We start from the raw sequence: 18,916 nt of genomic DNA on the forward strand, positions 1-18,916 counted from the left end.
AGGTCGTCGGTGAGGGGTGGTGGTGCACAGGGAGCGCCGCTCGCCGGCCCGGGAAGGGGTGGGCCGGCGGGGTCGCGTCAACCCGACTGCCGCTTCGCGGCGCCACCCTTCTTCGGGTTGATCGGCTTGGCGCCGGGCTTCGGGGCGAGAGCCTTGCCGTTGGCCTGGGCCTGCTTGGCGGCGGCCGCCGCGGCCTGCTGCGCCGCTGCCTCGTCCTTGGCCTTGCTGAGCATCGAGCGGAGGCCGCCGGCCGGCTTCGCCGCGGGGGCGCCGCCCTTGGTCAGCGAGGGGCCGCCCTTGCTCTTGTACGGGGTCGTGTTGGCGGTCGCGCTCGCCGGCGGCGGGTACTTGTGCAGGACCCAGTACTGCTGGCCGAGGGTGATCGCGTTGTTGGTGACCCAGTAGATGATGACGCCGATGGGGAAGTACCAGCCGGAGGTGAGGGTGAAGAACGGGATGCCGTAGAGCATGAACTTCTGGATCATGCGCTGCTGCGGGTCGCTGTTCCACCCGGTCTTCATAATCATCTGACGCTGGGTCAGGTAGGTCGTCGTGATCATCAGCGCGACAAGGAGCGCGGCCACGATCTTCACGGTGGTCGAGTTGGCCTCGATCTTCGCGAGGTCGGCGGCGCTGCTGCTGAACTTGGCGACGATCGGGGCGTCGAAGAGCCGGGCGTCGACGGCGCCCATGAACTCGGGGATGCTCCAGCCGTACAGCTCCATCTGGTGGTTGGAGGTGCCGGGCTTCAGGTGGCGGAGCACGTGCAGGAGGCCGATGAAGACCGGGATCTGCAGGAACATCGGAAGGCAGCCCATGAGCGGGTTGACCTTCTCCTCCTGGTAGAGCTTCATGACCTCCTTCTGGAGGGTCTCCCGGTCGCCCTTGTGCTTCTCCTGCAGCTCCTTCATCTTCGGCTGGATCGCCTGCATCGCACGCTGCGACTTGATCTGCTTCACGAAGATCGGGAACAGCACGACCCGGACCGTGATCACCAGGAACACGATCGCGAGAACCCATTGCCAGTTGGTGCCGAGCGTGCGGTGGTCAGGCACGACCTTGTCCCACACGGTGTGCCAGAACAGCATCACCTGCGAGATCAGCCAGTAGATCCCGCCCATCAGCTTGCTAATCACGACACTGCTCCAGTCACGTCGACTCGGGCTCGGGCGAGGCTCCCCGGCGCGGAGGCACCGGATCGAACCCACCGGGGTGGAATGGGTGGCAGCGCAGCAGCCGCCAGATCGCGAGACCGATTCCCCGGATCGCGCCGTGAGTGCCGACCGCCTCCAGGGCATAAGCGCTGCACGACGGGTAGAACCGACAACGCGCCGGCAACGCCGGGCTTATCCAACGACGGTACGCGACGATGGGAGCGGCAACGACCCGGGCTCCGACGTTCATCGACGTCCCTCCCGGCTTCTGGGGCGGCGAGCGGCCGCCAGAGCCGCCTCGAGATCGCGGCCCAGGTCTTCGTAGCTTGCTGTCGCCGAGGGAGGTAGCGCCCTGACGACGACCATGGCGGCCGGGGGGAGGTCGGCCAGGTGCGGCCGGACCAGGTGCCGCAGCCGGCGTTTCACCAGGTTGCGGACGACGGCGTTGCCGACCGCCTTGGAGACCACGAACCCGGCCCGCGCCGGCTGAACAGTGCCGCCGGAGCCATCAAGGACGGCGTCAGACACGACGAAGCCGGCGCGCGCAGACGGTTGATCTGCTGGCGCCGGCTCGACAGTCGACTGCAGGAAATGCACCACGAGGGCTCCGCGACCGGCGCGGCGACCGTTGCGAATGGTGGCGGCGAAGTCTTCCCGCCGCCGCAGACGCTGAGCGGCCGCCAGCACGCTGCCTCCCGGAGGACCCGCGTCGGTCAGGCCGACAGGCGGTCGCGCCCCTTGGCGCGGCGCGCCGACAGGATCGCGCGGCCGGCCCGGGTGCGCATGCGCAGCCGGAAACCGTGGGTCTTCGCGCGCCGGCGGTTGTTCGGCTGGAAGGTGCGCTTGCTCACGTCGGGCTCCGTCTTCGTAGCGGCGTAGGGCTGGTCACTGGAGTTTATCAGGGAAAGCTTCCCCAGCCGAACCAGGGTACGCGCGGCCCTACAGACCGTCAACGATGCCACGGATCGGCCCGAAATCCACAGGTTACTTGTGGACAACGGTTGAGTGGTTGTGGACAACGCTGTTAACGTGCCCGGTTGCCGGTAGACACCGCGACGACCGGCGACAGGGCACAAAGGACTTTCCGCCACTAATCGGATGCGCCACAGGGGGCATGGCACCGCATCCAACCTGCAGAACCTCCGCCACGGGACCACGACTGCCGCCAACTCGGCACGGGGCGAGGGGGAATCAGGACGATCCGTCCACGGCACATGACTCGTTGATACACAGGTTGTGGAAAACCTGTGGACAATGGGACCCGGGACGGGCGGAACTTCCGGCGCACGGTCCACTCGCGGTGGGGGGCGACGATGGGGGTGCGCGAACGGTGACTGACACCGACCTCGCAGCTGTATGGCATGCGGCGACGGACGAGCTCGCAGACGAGATCGTCTCGGCGCAGCAGCGTGCCTATCTGCGGCTGACGAGGCTACGGGCCATCGTCGAGGACACCGCGCTGCTCTCCGTGCCTGACGCGTTCACCCGCGACGTCATCGAGTCGCGCCTCCGGCCGGTCATCACCGAGGCGCTGTCGCGGCTGCTCGGCCGGGCCATCCAGGTCGCCGTCACGGTCCGCCCCCCGGAGGACGCGCCGCCGCTGCCGGCCCCGTCCGCCTCGCACTGGTCCAACGGCACCGCCGGCCAGCTGGCGGACACGGCATCGGCATCGGCATCGCACTATCCACAGCCGCAGTACCAGCCGCCGCCGCAGCCGTCCTACGAGCAGGACCGGCTGATCCAGGACCGCATGCTCCCGGACCGGCCGAACCAGGACCGGCCGAGCTATGAGCAGGACCGCCCGGGGTACGAACACGACCGGCCGGGCTACGAGCAGGACCGGCGGGCACACGAGCCGCAGGACCAGCGGCCCCAGAGCGACCGCCTGTTCGATCTCCCGTCCGACACCCCCTCCAAGGGCACGACCGGCTGGTCGCCGGCGGAACGCACGGAGCACTCCGGCACCGCCTTCGAGGCCGCCCGCGACGAACGCCTGCGCCGCTCGCCGCTGCAGGACGAGGAGCCCCTGCCGCCCCGCCCGCCGTCCAACCCCGGCACCGGCCGCGAGGACCGCCGCAGCGCACAGACCCCCGCGGGCGACTCCGCCGGCAACCGGCTCAACCCGAAGTACACGTTCGAGACGTTCGTCATCGGCTCCTCGAACCGCTTCGCCCACGCCGCGTCGGTCGCGGTCGCCGAGTCGCCGGCCAAGGCGTACAACCCGCTGTTCATCTACGGCGGCTCCGGGCTCGGCAAGACGCACCTGCTCCACGCGATCGGCCAGTACGCCACGATGCTCGGCAACGCCCGCTTCGTGCGCTACGTGTCGACGGAGGAGTTCACCAACGACTTCATCAACTCGCTGCGCGACGACAAGACGCAGGCGTTCCAGCGGCGGTACCGCGACGTCGACATCCTCCTGATCGACGACATCCAGTTCCTGGAGACGCGCGAGCGGACGCAGGAGGAGTTCTTCCACACCTTCAACACCCTCCACAACGCCAACAAGCAGATCGTGATCAGCTCCGACCGCTCGCCGCGACAGCTGGCGACGCTCGAGGACCGGCTGCGGACGAGGTTCGAGTGGGGCCTGCTCGCCGACATCCAGCCGCCGGACCTGGAGACCCGGATCGCGATCCTGCAGAAGAAGGCGGCGCAGGAGCGGCTGTTCGCCCCGCCGGACGTGCTGGAGTTCATCGCGTCGCGGGTCGCGTCGTCGATCCGCGAGCTGGAGGGTGCGCTGATCCGCGTCACCGCGTTCGCCAACCTGACCCGCGCGCCCGTCGAGCTCGGCCTCGCCGAGGAGGTGCTGCGCGACTTCATCCCCGACGGCTCCGGGCCTGAGATCACCGCGGACCAGATCATGGCGTCGACCGCGGACTACTTCGGCGTCAGCCTGGAGGACCTGCGCGGGCACAGCCGGTCGCGGGTGCTCGTCAACGCGCGCCAGGTCGCCATGTACCTGTGCCGCGAGCTGACCGATCTCTCCCTGCCACGGATCGGCCAGGCGTTCGGCGGCCGCGACCACACCACCGTCATGCACGCCGACCGCAAGATCCGCCAGCAGATGGCCGAGCGGCGCTCGCTCTACAACCAGATCGCCGAGCTGACCAACCGCATCAAGCAGACGACGTAGGGGCCGACGTCCCGCAGAGGGCCGGATGGGCGCGTGACGGCGCCGGTCCGGCCCTTCTGTTTGCGGTCGCGGCAGGTGTACGACTGCCGCCCGCCGCCCTGTCCGCGACCCGATCGGCAGGGCGGACCGGCTGTGCACAACCGCCGACCTGAGCGGTGCTCACAAACAGCCTGTGGACAACATTGTGAGTTCCCTCGCGATACCGAGTCGATTTGCGAAGAATGCACTGTCCACCGACGTTGCGCACAGCCTGTGGACAACGCGCGTTATCCACTGTTTCCACAGGCCTCCGACCTGGGATCCAGGCGCTTATGGCAATAAGCTGTCCACAGCGTCATCCCCAGGTTGCCCACAGCTTGTGGGCATATACCCCCGAGGGGTTTGCCGGAGTTATCCACACATTTTATCCACAGAACCTGTGGATAACTTCGTTTGTGCCAACTCTTCGCCACACTAGGTAGTCGGGTGCTCACAAGTGACGAGACGGCTACGGAATGCACACAAGCCCCGTCCACAGTCTGTGGATAACTCCTGGGGAGAGTGTGTGGAAGACCTGTGGACACATCCGAAGAGTGATCGAGTCATCGACAGAACGTGAATGCGGCTCGGGACGAGTTATCCCCAGATGGTGGAGGAACCCTGTGGATTCCCGGTGGATAGCCGGTGGACAACGCCTGTGGATGACCGCTTATCCACAATCCACAACTTTGTACACAGAGGGTTATGCACAGCTCATACCCAGAGACATAACCCCGCTGAGCTGCTAAAACGGGGGTTGTCCACAGAATCCACACCACCTATGACTACGAAGTAAATCTCTTTAAAAGAGAGAAAAAAGCAATCATCAGCAAGTGGATAAGTCTCGGGCTGGAATTTTGGTGGGGTCGGTGCACGGCACCGCCGGGGAAGCCCTAAGGTTCGATGCAGCACCACGCTTGAGACGAGACGACGCGGGAGGACCGCGATGAAGTTCCGAGTCGAGCGCGACGCGCTCGCCGATGCCGTCGCCTGGACAGCCAAGAGCCTGCCCAGCCGCCCTTCTGTGCCGGTGCTTGCCGGTGTTCTGCTCAGAGTCGGTGACGGCCGCCTGCAGGTGTCCGGCTTCGACTACGAGGTGTCCAGCCAGGTGACCGTCGAGGTCCAGGCCGACGCCGACGGCGCGACGCTCGTCTCCGGGCGCCTGCTCGCCGAGATCACCAAGTCGCTGCCCGCCAAGCCCGTCGACGTCGCCGCCGTCGGGTCGCACGTCGAGATCACGTGTGGCAGTGCCCGGTTCACGCTGCCGACGATGCCCGTCGAGGACTATCCGACGCTTCCGGAGATGCCCGAGCTGGCCGGCACCGTCGACGCGGCCACCTTCGCCGGTGCCGTCTCGCAGGTGGCGATCGCCGCCGGCCGCGACGACACGCTGCCGATGCTCACCGGCGTGCGGGTCGAGCTCGAGGGCACCAAGCTGACGCTGCTCGCCACCGACCGCTACCGCCTCGCCGTGCGCGAGCTGGAGTGGCGGCCCGACGAGCCCGACGTCAGCCTCGCCGCCCTCGTGCCGGCCCGCACCCTCGACGACACCGCGAAGACCCTCGGGCCGACCGGTGGCTCGGTCTCCGTCGCGCTGTCGCGGGGCAAGATCGGCGAGGGCATGATCGGCTTCGCCGGCGGCACCCGGCGCACCACGTCCCGGCTGCTCGACGGCGACTTCCCGAAGGTGCGGGCGCTGCTGCCCGACACGCACAACGCCCAGGCCCGCATCCGGGTCTCCGCGCTCAACGAGGTGGTCCGGCGCGTCGGCCTGGTCGCCGAGCGGTCCACCCCGGTGCGCCTGTCCTTCAGCGCCGACGGTCTCGTGGTCGAGGCCAGCGGCAGCGAGGACGCGCGGGCCAGCGAGGCGATGGACTGCACCTATGAGGGCGAGCCGATGACCATCGCCTTCAACCACCAATATCTGCTCGACGGCCTCAAGGCGCTCGACGCCCCGATCGCCGTGCTGTCGTTCACTGACCCGAAGAAGCCTGCGGTCATGTCCCCGGCCAAGGATGATGGAGAAATCATCCCTGGATACTGGTACTTGATCATGCCGGTTCGCATCGGCAGCTGAGTTTCGGAGGCACCAGACATGCAGCTCGGTCTCATCGGCTTGGGCAGGATGGGCTTCAACATGCGTGAGCGGCTGCGCGCCGCCGGGCATGAGGTCATCGGTTACGACCACCACCCAGACGTCACCGACGTGTCGTCGCTCAGCGAGCTGGTCGACAAGCTCGCCGCGCCCCGCGTCGTGTGGATCATGGTCCCGGTGCAGTACACGGAGCCGACCATCGACGAGCTCTCCGGTCTGCTGTCTCCCGGTGACATCGTCATCGACGGCGGCAACTCGCGCTTCAGCAACGACCGCCCCCGGGCCGAGCGGCTCGCCACGAAGGGCCTCGGCTACCTCGACGTCGGCGTCTCCGGCGGCGTCTGGGGCCGGACCAATGGCTATGCGCTGATGGTCGGCGGCGACAAGAAGCACGTCGAGCACTGCATGCCGATCTTCGAAGGGCTCAAGCCCGAGGGCGAGTTCGGCTTCGCGCACGCGGGCGGCGTCGGCGCCGGCCACTACGCGAAGATGGTCCACAACGGCATCGAGTACGGCATGATGCACGCCTATGCCGAAGGCTACGAGCTGCTCGAGGCCTCCGAATACGTCGAGAACATCCCCGAGGTGTTCAAGTCGTGGCGGGCCGGCTCGGTCGTGCAGTCGTGGCTGCTGGACCTGATGGACCGGGCCCTCGACGAGGACCCCAACCTCGACGGCCTGCGGGGCTACGCCGACGACACCGGCGAGGGCCGCTGGACGGTCGAGGAGGCCATCCGGCTGGCCGTGCCGATGAACGTGATCGCGGCGTCGCTGTTCGCCCGGTTCGCCTCGCGGCAGGACGACTCGCCGGCCATGAAGGCGGTCGCCGCGCTGCGCAACCAGTTCGGCGGTCACGCGGTCAAGAAGGGCTGAGTTTGTACGTCCGCGGTCTCGAGCTCGTCGACTTCCGCAGTTACGAGCGGGTCGTCGTCGAGTTCGGGCCCGGGGCGTGCGTGCTCGTCGGGCCCAACGGTGTGGGCAAGACCAACCTGGTCGAGGCCCTCGCGTATGTGGCCAGCCTCGAGTCCCACCGGGTCGCGACCGACGCGCCGCTGGTGCGCTTCGGCACGAGCCGCGCGGTGGTCCGCTGTGCCATCGTCCACGAGGAGCGCGAGCTGCTCGTCGAGCTGTCGATCGAGCCCGGCAAGGCCAACAAGGCGCGACTGGGCCGGTCGCCGGTGGCCCGCACCCGCGACATCCTCGGCGCGCTGAAGCTGGTCCTGTTCGCGCCGGAGGATCTGTCGCTGATCCGCGGTGACCCGGGCGAGCGCCGCCGGATGCTGGACGAGCTGCTGGTCACCCGGCAGCCGCGGTTCGCCGGCGTGCGCTCCGACTACGACCGGGTGCTCAAGCAGCGCAACGCGCTGCTGCGCAGCGCCTACCTGGCCCGCAAGACCGGCGGCAGCCGCGGCGGCGACCTGTCGACCCTCGACGTGTGGGACAGCCACCTGGCCCAGCACGGCGCCCAGCTGGTCCGGGCGCGGCTCGACCTCGTCGCCGCGCTCGCGCCGCACGTCGCCAAGGCGTACGCGGCGGTCAGCGCCAGCCGGTCGGACGCCCGCATCGCCTACAGCCCGTCGTTCCCGCTGCCGGTACAGGGGGAAACGGCACAGGGGGAGATCGAGCAGGCGCTGCTGGTGGCGCTAGGGGAGGCCCGCAAGCAGGAGGTCGAGCGGGGCGTGACCCTGGTCGGCCCGCACCGCGACGAGCTGACGCTGACGCTCGGCGACCTGCCGGCGAAGGGGTACGCCAGCCACGGGGAGTCCTGGTCCTACGCCCTCGCGCTGCGGCTGGCGGCCTACGATCTGCTGCGGGACGACGCGGTGGAGCCGGTGCTGGTGCTCGACGACGTGTTCGCCGAGCTCGACGTGGGCCGCCGCGAGCGGCTCGCCGAGCTCGTCAGCGGCGCGAGCCAGGTCATCGTCACGTGTGCCGTCGACGACGACGTGCCCCGCGCGCTCCGAGGCGCGCGCTACGAGGTTGGCGGAGGCGAGGTGCGACGTAGCTGACACCGGTGGCGGCCCGGCCGGAGATCCCCGGACGGGCGCCGGCGACAAGAGCGGGCCGGAGCTGGCCCGGGCGGCGGTCGAGGCGGCCCTCGCCAAGCGGAAGGCGCAGCCGCGGCGCAAGGCCGTGCCCGAGGGCGGCGGCGACTCGCGGCGGCGGCGCGGATACACCGGACCGGGGCCCGACCCGAGGGACCCGCAGTTGTTCGGCGCGCTCCTGGGGCGGGTCGTGAAGGCGCGGGGGTGGCAGCGGCCGGCGGCCGAGGCGACCGTGTTCGGCGAGTGGGAGCGGGTCGTCGGCGCCGACGTGGCGGCCCACTGCCGGCCGATCAAGCTGGAGAACGGGGAGCTGACCGTCGAGGCGGAGTCCACGGCGTGGGCGACGCAGCTACGGATGCTCTCCAAGCGGCTCATCGCCCGCATCGCGGGTGAGGTCGGTCACAACGTCGTGAAGACGCTGCACATCCACGGACCGTCGACGCCTTCGTGGAGCCGCGGGCCGATGCGGGTCCGCGGGCGTGGCCCACGTGACACCTACGGCTGATCGGCCTGCCACGAAACCAGGCCCTTCAGTCCGGCGGGTAACGGGTGTCGGGCCCGCTGCGTCGTACAAATGCCGCAAACGCCATATCTAGAAGTCGGCGTATACGGCGAATCCGCGGTTGGCGCAGCGCCGGTAGAACTTCGCGAGCACGTCCAGCTCGGCGATCGTGTAGCTCCACTGCGGAGCGTCGCCGGTGTCGTCACGTAGCGCGTCGAGACGGCTCTGCAGCCAGCGCAGCTGCTGCTCGGCGAGGCGGGAGCCTTCGAGGGCCCGGCGCAGCACCGTGCTCACCGTCTCGAACGTGATCTCGTCGCCGAACTCCTGATGCCCGTTGACGAAGCGCTCGAGGCCGCCGGCGATCCAGGCGCAGTCGTCCGGGCTGATCACCGGATCCTCGTCCTCGGCGGCCGCGTCGGTGGCGAAAAGCACACCGTTGAGCCCGAAGAGCAGGTCCACCAGCTCCGTATAACCGGTGACGCGCACCGTGCCGGTCTTCGCCACATGGTCCGCCAGTGCCGCGGCCGGCCCCGCGTGCAGCGGCAGCTTCTCTGCCAGCTCGGCGAAGTCGACGAACTCGGCCGGCGCCACCGGGTCGTAGAACCGTCCGGTGCGCGGCCACTGCACGGCGACGTTGTCCAACCCCATCGCGGACCCCTCGCTCTCACACTTGCCCCGCCCCCGCGGCGGGGAACATACGGCACGAACGGCCGCTTGCGCGACCCCCGCAGGTGCCGAACCCGGCGACAGCATCCCAGTGCTCGCCGTGCCGCCCGTCATCGCCCGTTCGGACCCCTCCCGCGTAGGGGGACCTTCGCCCCGTACCGTTCGGGCCGCTACGACGACTACAGGCGCCGTCCCGATGCGAAAATGTCGCAGGGGCACAGTAGGATTGCGGGCAGAGCGAAGGCTCTGAGAACCAGCCGACACATCCCCGCGTGCACGCGTCCGCGGTGTCGGCCCGCCGGTGGTCGCGGCGCCCGTTCGGTGGGGCGCAGGCCACTTGCGTGCCCGCATCCGCGACCGTAGTGCTCGCACGACTCCGCACGAGACCCGGGGCGCCCTCCAGCGTGGCCGGCCAGTGCGAGAAAGCGACCGAGGGTGGTAGCAAACAAGCCCGAAGGCCAATACGACTCCTCCGCGATCACCGTCCTCGAAGGGCTCGAGGCGGTCCGCAAGCGCCCAGGCATGTACATCGGCTCGACCGGCGAGCGCGGCCTGCACCACCTGGTGTGGGAGGTCGTGGACAACGCCGTCGACGAGGCCCTGGCGGGCTTCTGCGACACCATCGAGGTCACGCTGCTCGAGGGCGGCGGGGTCCGGGTCGTGGACAACGGTCGTGGCATCCCGGTCGACATCCACCCGAAGGAGCAGCGCCCGACCGTCGAGGTCGTCCTGACCGTGCTGCACGCCGGCGGGAAGTTCGACGGCAAGGCCTATGCGGTCTCCGGCGGTCTGCACGGCGTCGGCATCTCGGTCGTCAACGCGCTGTCCACGCGCATCGACCTGGAGATCCACAAGGACGGGTTCGTCTGGCGGCAGGTGTACCGCAACTCGGTGCCCGACCCGCTGCAGAAGGGCGAGGCGACCGACCGCACCGGCACCAGCGTGACGTTCTTCCCCGACGGCGCGATCTTCGAGACCCTCGAGTTCAACTACGAGACGGTCTACCGGCGCATCCAGGAGTACGCGTTCCTCAACCGCGGGCTGAAGATCGCGCTGCGCGACGAGCGCACCGACGCGCCCGAGGAGAAGCGGGAGGTCGTCTTCTGCTACGAGAACGGCATCGCCGACTTCGTCCGCCACCTCAACGCGACCAAGACCCCGATCCACCGCTCGGTGGTGGAGTTCGGCTCCGACGGCGAGGGCATCTCCGTCGAGATCGCCATGCAGTGGAACGAGTCGTATGGCGAGAGCGTCTACACGTTCGCCAACACGATCAACACGCATGAGGGCGGCACCCACGAGGAGGGCTTCCGCAGCGCGCTGACCTCCGTCGTCAACAAGTACGGCGCGGACAAGAAGCTGCTCAAGGGCGACGAGAAGCTCACCGGTGAGGACATCCGCGAGGGCCTGGCCGCGATCATCTCGATCAAGCTGACCAACCCGCAGTTCGAGGGCCAGACGAAGACCAAGCTCGGCAACACCGAGGCCCGCAGCTTCGTGCAGAAGGTGTGCAACGAGTGGCTGGTCGACTGGTTCGACCGCAACCCGGCCGAGGTCAAGACCATCATCACGAAGGCGTCCCAGGCCGCCCGGGCGCGACTGGCCGCTTCGCAGGCGCGCAAGCTGGCCCGGCGCAAGTCGCTGCTGGAGTCCGGCTCGATGCCCGGCAAGCTGGCCGACTGCCAGTCCAACGACCCCCGGGTCTCCGAGCTGTTCATCGTCGAGGGTGACTCCGCCGGCGGCTCGGCCAAGCAGGGGCGCGACCCGCGGGTCCAGGCGATCCTGCCGATCCGCGGCAAGATCCTCAACGTCGAGAAGGCGCGCATCGACCGCGTCCTCAAGAACAACGAGGTCCAGGCGCTGATCACGGCGCTGGGCACCGGCATCCACGACGAGTTCGACATCGAGAAGCTGCGCTACCACAAGCTGATCCTGATGGCCGACGCCGACGTCGACGGCCAGCACATCCAGACGCTGCTGCTGACGCTGGTGTTCCGGTTCATGCGCCCGCTGATCGAGCTCGGCCACGTGTATCTCGCGGCGCCCCCGCTGTACAAGATCAAGTGGAACAAGAAGGGCGACGACGCGCAGTACGCGTACACCGATCGTGAGCGCGACGGCCTGATCACGCTGCGCCAGCAGAGCAAGCCCAATGCCAAGCCCGACGACATCCAGCGGTTCAAGGGTCTCGGTGAGATGAACTACCCCGAGCTGTGGGAAACGACGATGAACCCGGCGACCCGCATGCTCCGTCAGGTGACATTGGACGACGCTGCAACCGCGGACGAGCTCTTCAGCGTCCTGATGGGCGAAGACGTGGAAGCACGCCGCTCGTTCATCCAGCGCAACGCTAAAGACGTCCGGTTCCTCGACATCTGACCGTCGACACTGAGAAAAGGGATAAAGAGTGACGGAACCGACTTCCACTCCGGAGACCCCCGACGAGAGTGGTTCAGCGGTCGCGAGCCGGATCGAACCGATCGGCATCGAAGTCGAGATGCAGCGGTCCTACCTCGACTATGCGATGAGCGTCATCGTCGGGCGGGCCCTTCCGGACGTCCGTGACGGCCTCAAGCCAGTCCACCGCAAGATCCTCTACGCCATGTTCGACGGCGGCTACCGGCCCGACCGTGGTTACGTGAAGTGCGCCCGCGTCGTCGGCGACGTGATGGGTAACTACCACCCGCACGGCGACGCCTCGATCTACGACGCCATGGTCCGTATGGCGCAGAACTGGTCGCTGCGCTACCCGCTGATCGACGGCAACGGCAACTTCGGCTCGCCGGGCAACGACCCCGCCGCCGCCATGCGGTACACCGAGGCGCGGCTCGACCCGCTCGCCATGGAGATGCTGCGGGACATCGACGAGGACACCGTCGACTTCGTCCCCAACTACGACGGCCGGGCCCAGGAGCCCACGATCCTGCCGTCGCGCATCCCCAACCTGCTCGTCAACGGCAGCACCGGCATCGCCGTCGGCATGGCGACCAACATCCCGCCGCACAACCTGCGGGAGATCGCCCAGGCCGTCCAGTGGTGCCTGGACAACCCCGACGCCGACGAGGCCGAGACGCTCGACGAGCTGATCAAGATCGTCAAGGGCCCCGACTTCCCGACCAAGGGCCTCATCGTCGGCACGTCGGCCATCATCGACGCGTACCGGACCGGCCGCGGCTCGATCCGGATGCGCGCCGTCGTCGAGGTCGAGGAGGACGCCCGCGGGCGGACCATCCTCGTGGTCACCGAGCTGCCGTATGCGGTCAACCCCGACAACCTGGCCGAGCGCATCGCCGACCTGGTCAAGGAGGGCAAGCTCGCCGGCATCGCCGACATCCGCGAGGAGTCCTCCGGCCGCACCGGCATGCGCCTGGTGATCGTGCTCAAGCGCGACGCCGTCGCCAAGGTCGTGCTCAACAACCTGTACAAGCACACGCAGCTGCAGGAGACGTTCGGCGCCAACATGCTGGCGCTCGTCGACGGCGTGCCCCGCACGCTCAACCTCGCGCAGTTCGTGCGGCACTACGTCACGCACCAGATCGAGGTCATCGTCCGGCGCACCGCGTACCGGTTGCGCAAGGCCGAGGAGCGCGCCCACATCCTGCGCGGCCTGGTCAAGGCCCTCGACATGCTCGACGAGGTCATCGCACTCATCCGGCGCTCGCCGAGCGCCGAGGAGTCGAAGAACGGCCTCATGAACCTCCTGGACATCGACGACATCCAGGCCACCGCCATCCTCGACATGCAGCTGCGCCGGCTCGCCGCTCTGGAGCGCCAGCGCATCTTCGACGAGCTGGCGAAGATCGAGATCGAGATCGCCGACTACAAGGACATCCTGGCCACGCCGGCCCGGCAGCGGCAGATCATCTCCGAGGAGCTCGCCGAGATCGTCTCCCGCCGCGGCGACGACCGGCGGACCCAGATCATCCCGTTCGACGGCGAGGTCTCCATGGAGGACCTCATCGCGCGGGAGGACGTCGTCGTCACCATCACCCGCACCGGGTATGCGAAGCGCACCAAGGTCGACCTGTACCGCTCGCAGAAGCGCGGCGGGAAGGGCGTCTCCGGTGCGACACTGAGGCAGGACGACATCGTCAGCCACTTCTTCGTCTGCTCGACGCACGACTGGATGCTGTTCTTCACCAACAAGGGACGCGTCTACCGGGCGAAGGCATACGAGCTGCCCGAGGCGAGCCGGGTCGCGAAGGGTCAGCACGTCGCCAACCTGCTGGCGTTCCAGCCCGACGAGCACATCGCGCAGGTGATCGAGATCCCGAACTACCAGGTGTCGCCGTACCTGGTCCTGGCCACCAAGGACGGCCTGGTCAAGAAGACCAAGCTGGAGGAGTTCGACTCCAACCGGTCCGGTGGGATCATCGGCATCAACCTGCGCGACGAGGACGAGCTCGTCGGCGCCGCGCTGCTCGGCCCGGAGGACGACCTGCTGCTGGTCAGCAAGCAGGCGCAGGCGATCCGCTTCACCGCAAACGACGACACCTTGCGCCCCATGGGCCGCGCGACGTCGGGGGTGATCGGCATGCGCTTCGCCGAGGGTGATGAACTGCTGGCGATGGAAGTTGTGCGCGAAGGGATGGATCTGGACGTGTTGGTGGCCACCGACGGTGGCTTCGCCAAGCGGACTCCCATCGAGGAATATCCGGTGCAAGGTCGCGGCGGCAAGGGCGTCCTCACCGCTAAAATCACCTCTCGTCGCGGCGGGCTCGTTGGCGCCGCGGTGATCTCTCCGGACGATGAGCTTTTCGCCATCACCTCAAATGGTGGCGTGATCCGGACTCCCGTGAAGCCTGTACGACGTACGCGGGATCGGAACACAATGGGGGTCAAGCTCATGGACCTGCCGGAGGGTGTGACCATCGTCGCGATCGCCCGCAACGCCGATGAGCCCGACGAACAGGACTAGTTGATGACAGACACACAGGCGAAGTCGGGGAGCGCCTCGGCAGCAACCGATGAGGCCAAGCCGGCCGGAGAGGCTGCCATGACGGGATCCGACTCGGGGGCGCCTGCCGCCGGCGGCGACGCCGGCGCGGTCAACGGGACCAGCACGCCCGGCGAGACCACCATCGGCGGCACGCCGAAGTTTCAGCGTGCACCGGGGATGGCCCCGCCACCCGACTCGTTGACGGTGCCGATCCAGTCGCCTTCGGCGGCGATGGGCAAGGCGGGCGTCACGACGCCTCCGCCGGTCACGCTCGGCGCCGGCGGGCCGGCGGCGCCCACCAGCGGCGCGGCGACCGGCACGGCCAGCGTCGCCGTCGCACGCGCCTCCGTGCGCCCGACCAACGCGGGCGCCACGCAGGCGCTGAACACGCCCGCGGCGGCGGTGAGCGGCTCCGCCCGCGTCACCGAGGCCGTCCGTGCCGCCCGCAAGACGGTCAGCTCCGCGGTCGGCCGCGGCCCACGCCGGGCCCGGCTGCACCTCAAGCGCATCGACCCGTGGTCTGTGATGAAGTTCGCGTTCGCGGTCTCGTTCGTCCTGTTCGTCGTCGTGATCGTCGCCACGTCGGTGCTCTACCTGGCCCTCGACGCGATGGACGTCTTCAACAGCGTCAACAAGGCCCTCGCCGACATCGTGAGCTCCACCGGCGGCCAGGCCAACAACACCTTCCGCATCACCGCGAAGGGTGTCATCGGCGGCGCCGCCCTCCTCGGCGTGGTCAACGTGGTCCTCTTCACCGCGCTGGCCACCCTCGGCTCCTTCATCTACAACGTCTGCGCCGACCTGGTCGGCGGCATCGAGCTGACCCTCGCCGAGAAGGACTGACCTGCGTTTTCCCCCGCGGCGGGCGCTTCGACTCGCCGCGGGGGGAACCGGTTTGAGGCTTGGGTGTCGGGTGCGGTAACCTTCATCGTCGCGCTGATACGCCGCTTTTCGCGGGGATCGGTGTAACGGGGCTATAGCTCAGTCGGTTAGAGCGCAGAGCTGATAACTCTGAGGTCGCTGGTTCGATTCCAGCTAGCCCCACATGTGGAAAAAGGTGCTCGTGGTGGTCGCAGTCGTCGGTGCCGCTGCCTATGTCGCCAAGCGCGTGAAGACCGCAAGCGAGGAGCGCGCGCTCTGGCACGAGGCCACCACCGCACCTGACCTGCGCTAGGTCAACACCGAGGGATTCCTCGCTCGGGGGCGTAGCTCAACTGGCAGAGCACCGCCTTTGCAAGGCGGGGGTTAGGGGTTCGAGTCCCCTCGCTTCCACGCAATCCTCGCCTTGAGCTGCCCTTTCTCGGCCGCCTTGATCATCCGGTAAGTCCTGGGTAAGCCTCAGGTTGGATCTTTCTCAGGGCTTGACCGACAAGGCCGCGGGCCTTTGCCCGCTTCGGCCAGTACCCGACGTAGGTCTCCAGGGTCATCGCGAGCGTCTTGTGGCGCATCGCCCGCTGGACGTCCTGTGGTTCGGCGCCGTTGGTGATGAGCACCGTCGCGAAGAAGTGCCGCAGCGCGTGGAACCCGGCGTGTGTGGTGTTCGGCCAGCCGGCCTCTGCGCGCCACTTGCCCCACTCCCTCGACCACGTCCGGTCGGTGAACGGGTTGCCCATCCTCGTCGTGAACAGCAGCTGAGCTGTCCTTCGTGTTGGCTCGCCGCCGGTGATGTCGACGAGGTCGATCCCCACCGGGTCGAACTCCTTGACGTGCGCGGCCAGCTGGTCCGCGACCACGCTCTCCAGGTCGACGGTGCCTTTCGAACCGGACTTCGGCGGGGCCAGGTAGAAGCCGGTCTCGAAGTCCTTCGGCGAGTACCGCAGTTGCTGAACGACGTGCAGCTCGTCGTCTTCGGGTTCGACACAGCGCGGGCCGTCCTCCATGCCGAGCGCCTCACCGAGCCGTAGACCTTGGCCGGCGCCAAGCCAGCCGATCGCCTGGTACCTCTTCGGCATCGCGTCGAGCAGCCGGAGCACCTCGTCTGTGGTGGGCACCCACTTCGGCGCCCGGGACATGCCGGACAGCACGCGGGAGAGCCGCACGCCGTCACACGGGTTGTCGTCGATCAGCTTGTCGGCCTTGGCACCGGCGAGGATGGCGTCGAACAGCTCGAAGTACAGCTTGATGGAGGTCTTCGGCTTGCCCTCCGCGAGTTGCCGAACGAGCCATTCGAGCACCTCGGTCAGCGTGATGTCGCCCATCAGCGAGTTGCCGAACACCGGGAGCAGATGCACGCGCAGGTTCGACTCCACGCGTCGCCGGGTCTCGACCACCCAACCGGCCTCGCGGGACAGGCGCCACCTCGGGGCGTAGTCGCCGAACAGGGCGCTCTTCGGCTCGGCCGCTGGAGTCTGCGGCGCTTCGGATCGGGGTTCGCGGTCGTACGCTTCCGCGTCGGTCTTGCGCTCGAACGACTTGGTCGTGCCGTCCGGGAGCGCGACCCGCCACCGCTTGCCCCGACCGTGCCGCTTCGTGGGGACGCGCTTCTTGTCGTCGCCCGGAACGCTGGAGAACCACAGGTCGTAGACGGTCATCCTCAGGCCGCCTTGTCGTCGCGGAGCCATGCCTGCACGGCCGCCTCGTCGTAGCGCAGGTGACGGCCGACCCGGCGCGCCGGCGGACCCTTCCGGCGGTGCCGCCACTGGTACAACGTGCCCTTTGGAACCCGAAGCAGCTCTGCTACCTCGTCGATCGAGAGCAGGTCGCCCATTCAGCCTCGTTCCTCCCCGTTGTTGGTTCTGTTCCTTGCCGCGTTGATGGCGTTGCGCCACTGCATGCGTTGCGCGAGCGTTCTTAGGAGCCGATGTCGCATCGGTGGCATGTCCGGGTCGTTGGGTTTCGCCAGCTCCCACGCGACCGCGGACGGCGTGCCCGGTTCCGCGTCGGGCGGCGGGACCTGGTCGATGCCGTCGGCGACGCCGAGGAGTGCTTTGACCCAGGCGCGGGCGTCGTGGCGGTGGTCGGCGAGGGTCTTGCCGGACCAGTCGCGGGACACGAGGATGCGCCGGCCGCCGATGCCCAGGGTGGCGCGTTGGTGGACCTTGCCCTTGCAGTTGCCGGGGCGGAGCTTGCCGTGCGCCTTCTTCGGCTGGATGCCGTACAGCAGCCAGTTCGCGCAGCGCTCCGAGCACGGTGTCACCTGCAGCTCCTGCCAGAGGCGTTCGAGATGCGCCCGCTGCCGATCGGTGGTCACGGTGTGGCAGTCGGCAGCGGACTTGGTGATGTACTTCGTGATGTAGCCGACCGTGCGGTCGATGTCCTTGCTGTCGGCCGCGACTCCACGTGCGTCGACGTGCTTGCCGAACCGGATCACGTGCGCCGGTTCGGCGTCCGGGTCTTCGTCGATCGCGTCGAGCGCCTCGTCCCACGTCGGCAGTTGGGCGCCGGTGTCCGGGTCGCACCACGCTTCAGCCTCGGCGTCCCAGAGCGGACGGCACGTGGGCTTGTCGACGCGCGGCCACCACACCTGGTGGTAGGTGGCCGCCGCTACCTCCCGCAGGACCGTGCGCGGGATGGTGCCGCGGATGGCGAAGTGCGCGTGTGGGGCGAGGCGACGTTGTGGCTCGACGCAGCCGGCGTACTGGACGTTCCAGCCGACGCAACGGCGCAGGTTCTGCCAGAACCGGTCCAGCAGCCGCGGGAACGTGATCGCGTCCCAGGCCGCGCGCCGGTAGTCGTAGCGAGACGGGTCGAGCGGCGAACCGTCCTCACGTACGGGACCGTACGAGTCGAGGGTCATCGTCAGCCACATCGACGGCCGGTGCTCGGTGCCGTCCGGCGCGGTGTAGACGCGGCCGACCGTGCGCGGCTGGACCTTCTGACGCGGCAGCGCGGGAGCGTCCTGGCGCCGGCGGGTGGAGCGCTGCCGCTTCGGTTCCTCGGGCTTGTCGTGCGACGGGGCCACGGTGCCGCGGAGGCCTTCCGCTGCGATGGCCTCCTCCACCTCGCGGATCGCTTCGTCGACCTCGCCGACCTCGTCCCACTTCGACTCCCGGACCGCCTGATCCCGGAAGTACTCGAGGTGTGCCCGGAGGCTGATCAGCGACCGCTGCTCCTCCGTCACCGGGTTCGGCGCCGGGGCCGGCTCGTCGACGCGATGCCAGCCCTCCCGGATCTGCGTCTTGCGCAGGCGTCGCGCCCGCTTTGCGCAGGGGCTGCACTTGTCCTCGCGGGTGGCGCCGCACGGGACGTCGATGATCTCCGTCTGGCCGGTGGTGAGGTCGGTGCGGCGCAGGCCGACCGGACGGAGGCAGACGCCGTACTCGGCGGCCATCTCCTTCACGACGTCCGCGGCGAGGGGCATCAGCAGGCGGGCAGCGCGGGAGCCGGGGCGCGGCCCGACCTCTGTTTCGAGGCCGGGCAGC

Annotated in this window: 16 protein-coding genes, 2 tRNA genes and 1 pseudogene; 11 read left to right on the forward strand and 8 right to left on the reverse strand. The window is 68.5% G+C overall.

Annotation, left to right across the window (positions count from 1 at the left end):
- Window positions 1-77 precede the first annotated feature (77 nt).
- The 4 genes and pseudogenes from yidC to rpmH form a co-directional block, all read right to left on the reverse strand.
- Complete coding sequence (yidC, locus tag AB0I21_RS42390; RefSeq protein WP_360569351.1) at window positions 78-1,121, reverse strand: membrane protein insertase YidC; 1,044 nt, start codon at window positions 1,119-1,121, stop codon at window positions 78-80.
- Window positions 1,122-1,132: 11 nt separating this feature from the next.
- Window positions 1,133-1,404 (reverse strand): annotated as a pseudogene (gene yidD, locus AB0I21_RS42395) (membrane protein insertion efficiency factor YidD).
- Window positions 1,401-1,841 (reverse strand): ribonuclease P protein component, encoded by a 441-nt coding sequence (rnpA, locus tag AB0I21_RS42400; protein ID WP_360569328.1) that lies wholly within the window; start codon window positions 1,839-1,841, stop codon window positions 1,401-1,403. The pseudogene yidD and the gene rnpA overlap by 4 nt, the downstream one beginning before the upstream one ends.
- 26 nt (window positions 1,842-1,867) lie before the next feature.
- Window positions 1,868-2,005: a 50S ribosomal protein L34 gene (gene rpmH, locus AB0I21_RS42405; RefSeq protein ID WP_033360019.1), complete on the reverse strand. Its 138-nt coding sequence runs from the start codon at window positions 2,003-2,005 to the stop codon at window positions 1,868-1,870.
- 479 nt (window positions 2,006-2,484) lie between these two features.
- On the opposite strand from rpmH, the gene dnaA reads away from it, so the two are divergent.
- The 5 genes from dnaA (at window position 2,485) to AB0I21_RS42430 (ending at window position 8,953) form a co-directional block, all read left to right on the forward strand.
- On the forward strand, window positions 2,485-4,290 hold the full coding sequence (dnaA, locus tag AB0I21_RS42410) for a chromosomal replication initiator protein DnaA (RefSeq protein WP_360569329.1): 1,806 nt from the start codon (window positions 2,485-2,487) through the stop codon (window positions 4,288-4,290).
- A gap of 964 nt (window positions 4,291-5,254) precedes the next feature.
- Window positions 5,255-6,385: a DNA polymerase III subunit beta gene (gene dnaN / locus AB0I21_RS42415; protein ID WP_344508495.1), complete on the forward strand. Its 1,131-nt coding sequence runs from the start codon at window positions 5,255-5,257 to the stop codon at window positions 6,383-6,385.
- A gap of 18 nt (window positions 6,386-6,403) precedes the next feature.
- Complete coding sequence (gene gnd / locus AB0I21_RS42420) at window positions 6,404-7,276, forward strand: phosphogluconate dehydrogenase (NAD(+)-dependent, decarboxylating) (protein WP_360569330.1); 873 nt, start codon at window positions 6,404-6,406, stop codon at window positions 7,274-7,276.
- Window positions 7,277-7,278: 2 nt separating this feature from the next.
- Window positions 7,279-8,412 (forward strand): DNA replication/repair protein RecF, encoded by a 1,134-nt coding sequence (recF, locus tag AB0I21_RS42425; RefSeq protein WP_360569331.1) that lies wholly within the window; start codon window positions 7,279-7,281, stop codon window positions 8,410-8,412.
- Between the two features lie 61 nt (window positions 8,413-8,473).
- On the forward strand, window positions 8,474-8,953 hold the full coding sequence (locus tag AB0I21_RS42430; RefSeq protein ID WP_360569352.1) for a DciA family protein: 480 nt from the start codon (window positions 8,474-8,476) through the stop codon (window positions 8,951-8,953).
- Window positions 8,954-9,040: 87 nt separating this feature from the next.
- Here AB0I21_RS42430 and AB0I21_RS42435 read toward each other — a convergent pair whose 3' ends face one another.
- Window positions 9,041-9,598, reverse strand: coding sequence for a hypothetical protein (locus tag AB0I21_RS42435; RefSeq protein WP_344508487.1), 558 nt, complete (start codon window positions 9,596-9,598; stop codon window positions 9,041-9,043).
- A 453-nt stretch (window positions 9,599-10,051) separates the two neighbouring features.
- Between AB0I21_RS42435 and gyrB the strand changes: the two genes are divergently transcribed.
- From gyrB to AB0I21_RS42465, 6 genes are all read left to right on the forward strand, one after another.
- A complete protein-coding gene (gyrB, locus tag AB0I21_RS42440) occupies window positions 10,052-11,995 on the forward strand; it encodes a DNA topoisomerase (ATP-hydrolyzing) subunit B (RefSeq protein WP_360569332.1) in 1,944 nt (647 codons plus the stop codon).
- Window positions 11,996-12,023: 28 nt separating this feature from the next.
- Window positions 12,024-14,534 carry a DNA gyrase subunit A gene (gyrA, locus tag AB0I21_RS42445; protein ID WP_344508483.1) on the forward strand — a complete coding sequence of 837 codons (2,511 nt, stop codon included), beginning with the start codon at window positions 12,024-12,026 and terminating at the stop codon, window positions 14,532-14,534.
- A gap of 3 nt (window positions 14,535-14,537) precedes the next feature.
- Complete coding sequence (locus AB0I21_RS42450; RefSeq protein ID WP_360569333.1) at window positions 14,538-15,398, forward strand: DUF3566 domain-containing protein; 861 nt, start codon at window positions 14,538-14,540, stop codon at window positions 15,396-15,398.
- A gap of 127 nt (window positions 15,399-15,525) precedes the next feature.
- Window positions 15,526-15,599 (forward strand) — tRNA-Ile (locus AB0I21_RS42455).
- A 1-nt stretch (window position 15,600) separates the two neighbouring features.
- Complete coding sequence (locus AB0I21_RS42460) at window positions 15,601-15,729, forward strand: DLW-39 family protein (RefSeq protein ID WP_344508479.1); 129 nt, start codon at window positions 15,601-15,603, stop codon at window positions 15,727-15,729.
- A gap of 25 nt (window positions 15,730-15,754) precedes the next feature.
- A tRNA-Ala gene (locus AB0I21_RS42465) sits at window positions 15,755-15,827 on the forward strand.
- A gap of 41 nt (window positions 15,828-15,868) precedes the next feature.
- Here AB0I21_RS42465 and AB0I21_RS42470 read toward each other — a convergent pair.
- From AB0I21_RS42470 to AB0I21_RS42480, 3 genes are read right to left on the reverse strand one after another with little or no spacing between them, the layout of a single operon-like run.
- A complete protein-coding gene (locus AB0I21_RS42470; protein WP_360569334.1) occupies window positions 15,869-17,086 on the reverse strand; it encodes a site-specific integrase in 1,218 nt (405 codons plus the stop codon).
- A 2-nt stretch (window positions 17,087-17,088) separates the two neighbouring features.
- Entirely contained in the window at window positions 17,089-17,262 is a 174-nt protein-coding gene (locus AB0I21_RS42475) for a helix-turn-helix domain-containing protein (RefSeq protein ID WP_360569335.1), read from the reverse strand.
- A complete protein-coding gene (locus AB0I21_RS42480) occupies window positions 17,263-18,855 on the reverse strand; it encodes a replication initiator (RefSeq protein ID WP_360569353.1) in 1,593 nt (530 codons plus the stop codon). It lies immediately after the preceding gene.
- Between the last annotated feature and the right edge of the window lie 61 nt (window positions 18,856-18,916).

Origin of the sequence: Dactylosporangium sp. NPDC050588 (assembly GCF_040654975.1) — a bacterium.
GTDB classification, from domain to species: Bacteria; Actinomycetota; Actinomycetes; order Mycobacteriales; family Micromonosporaceae; genus Dactylosporangium; species Dactylosporangium maewongense.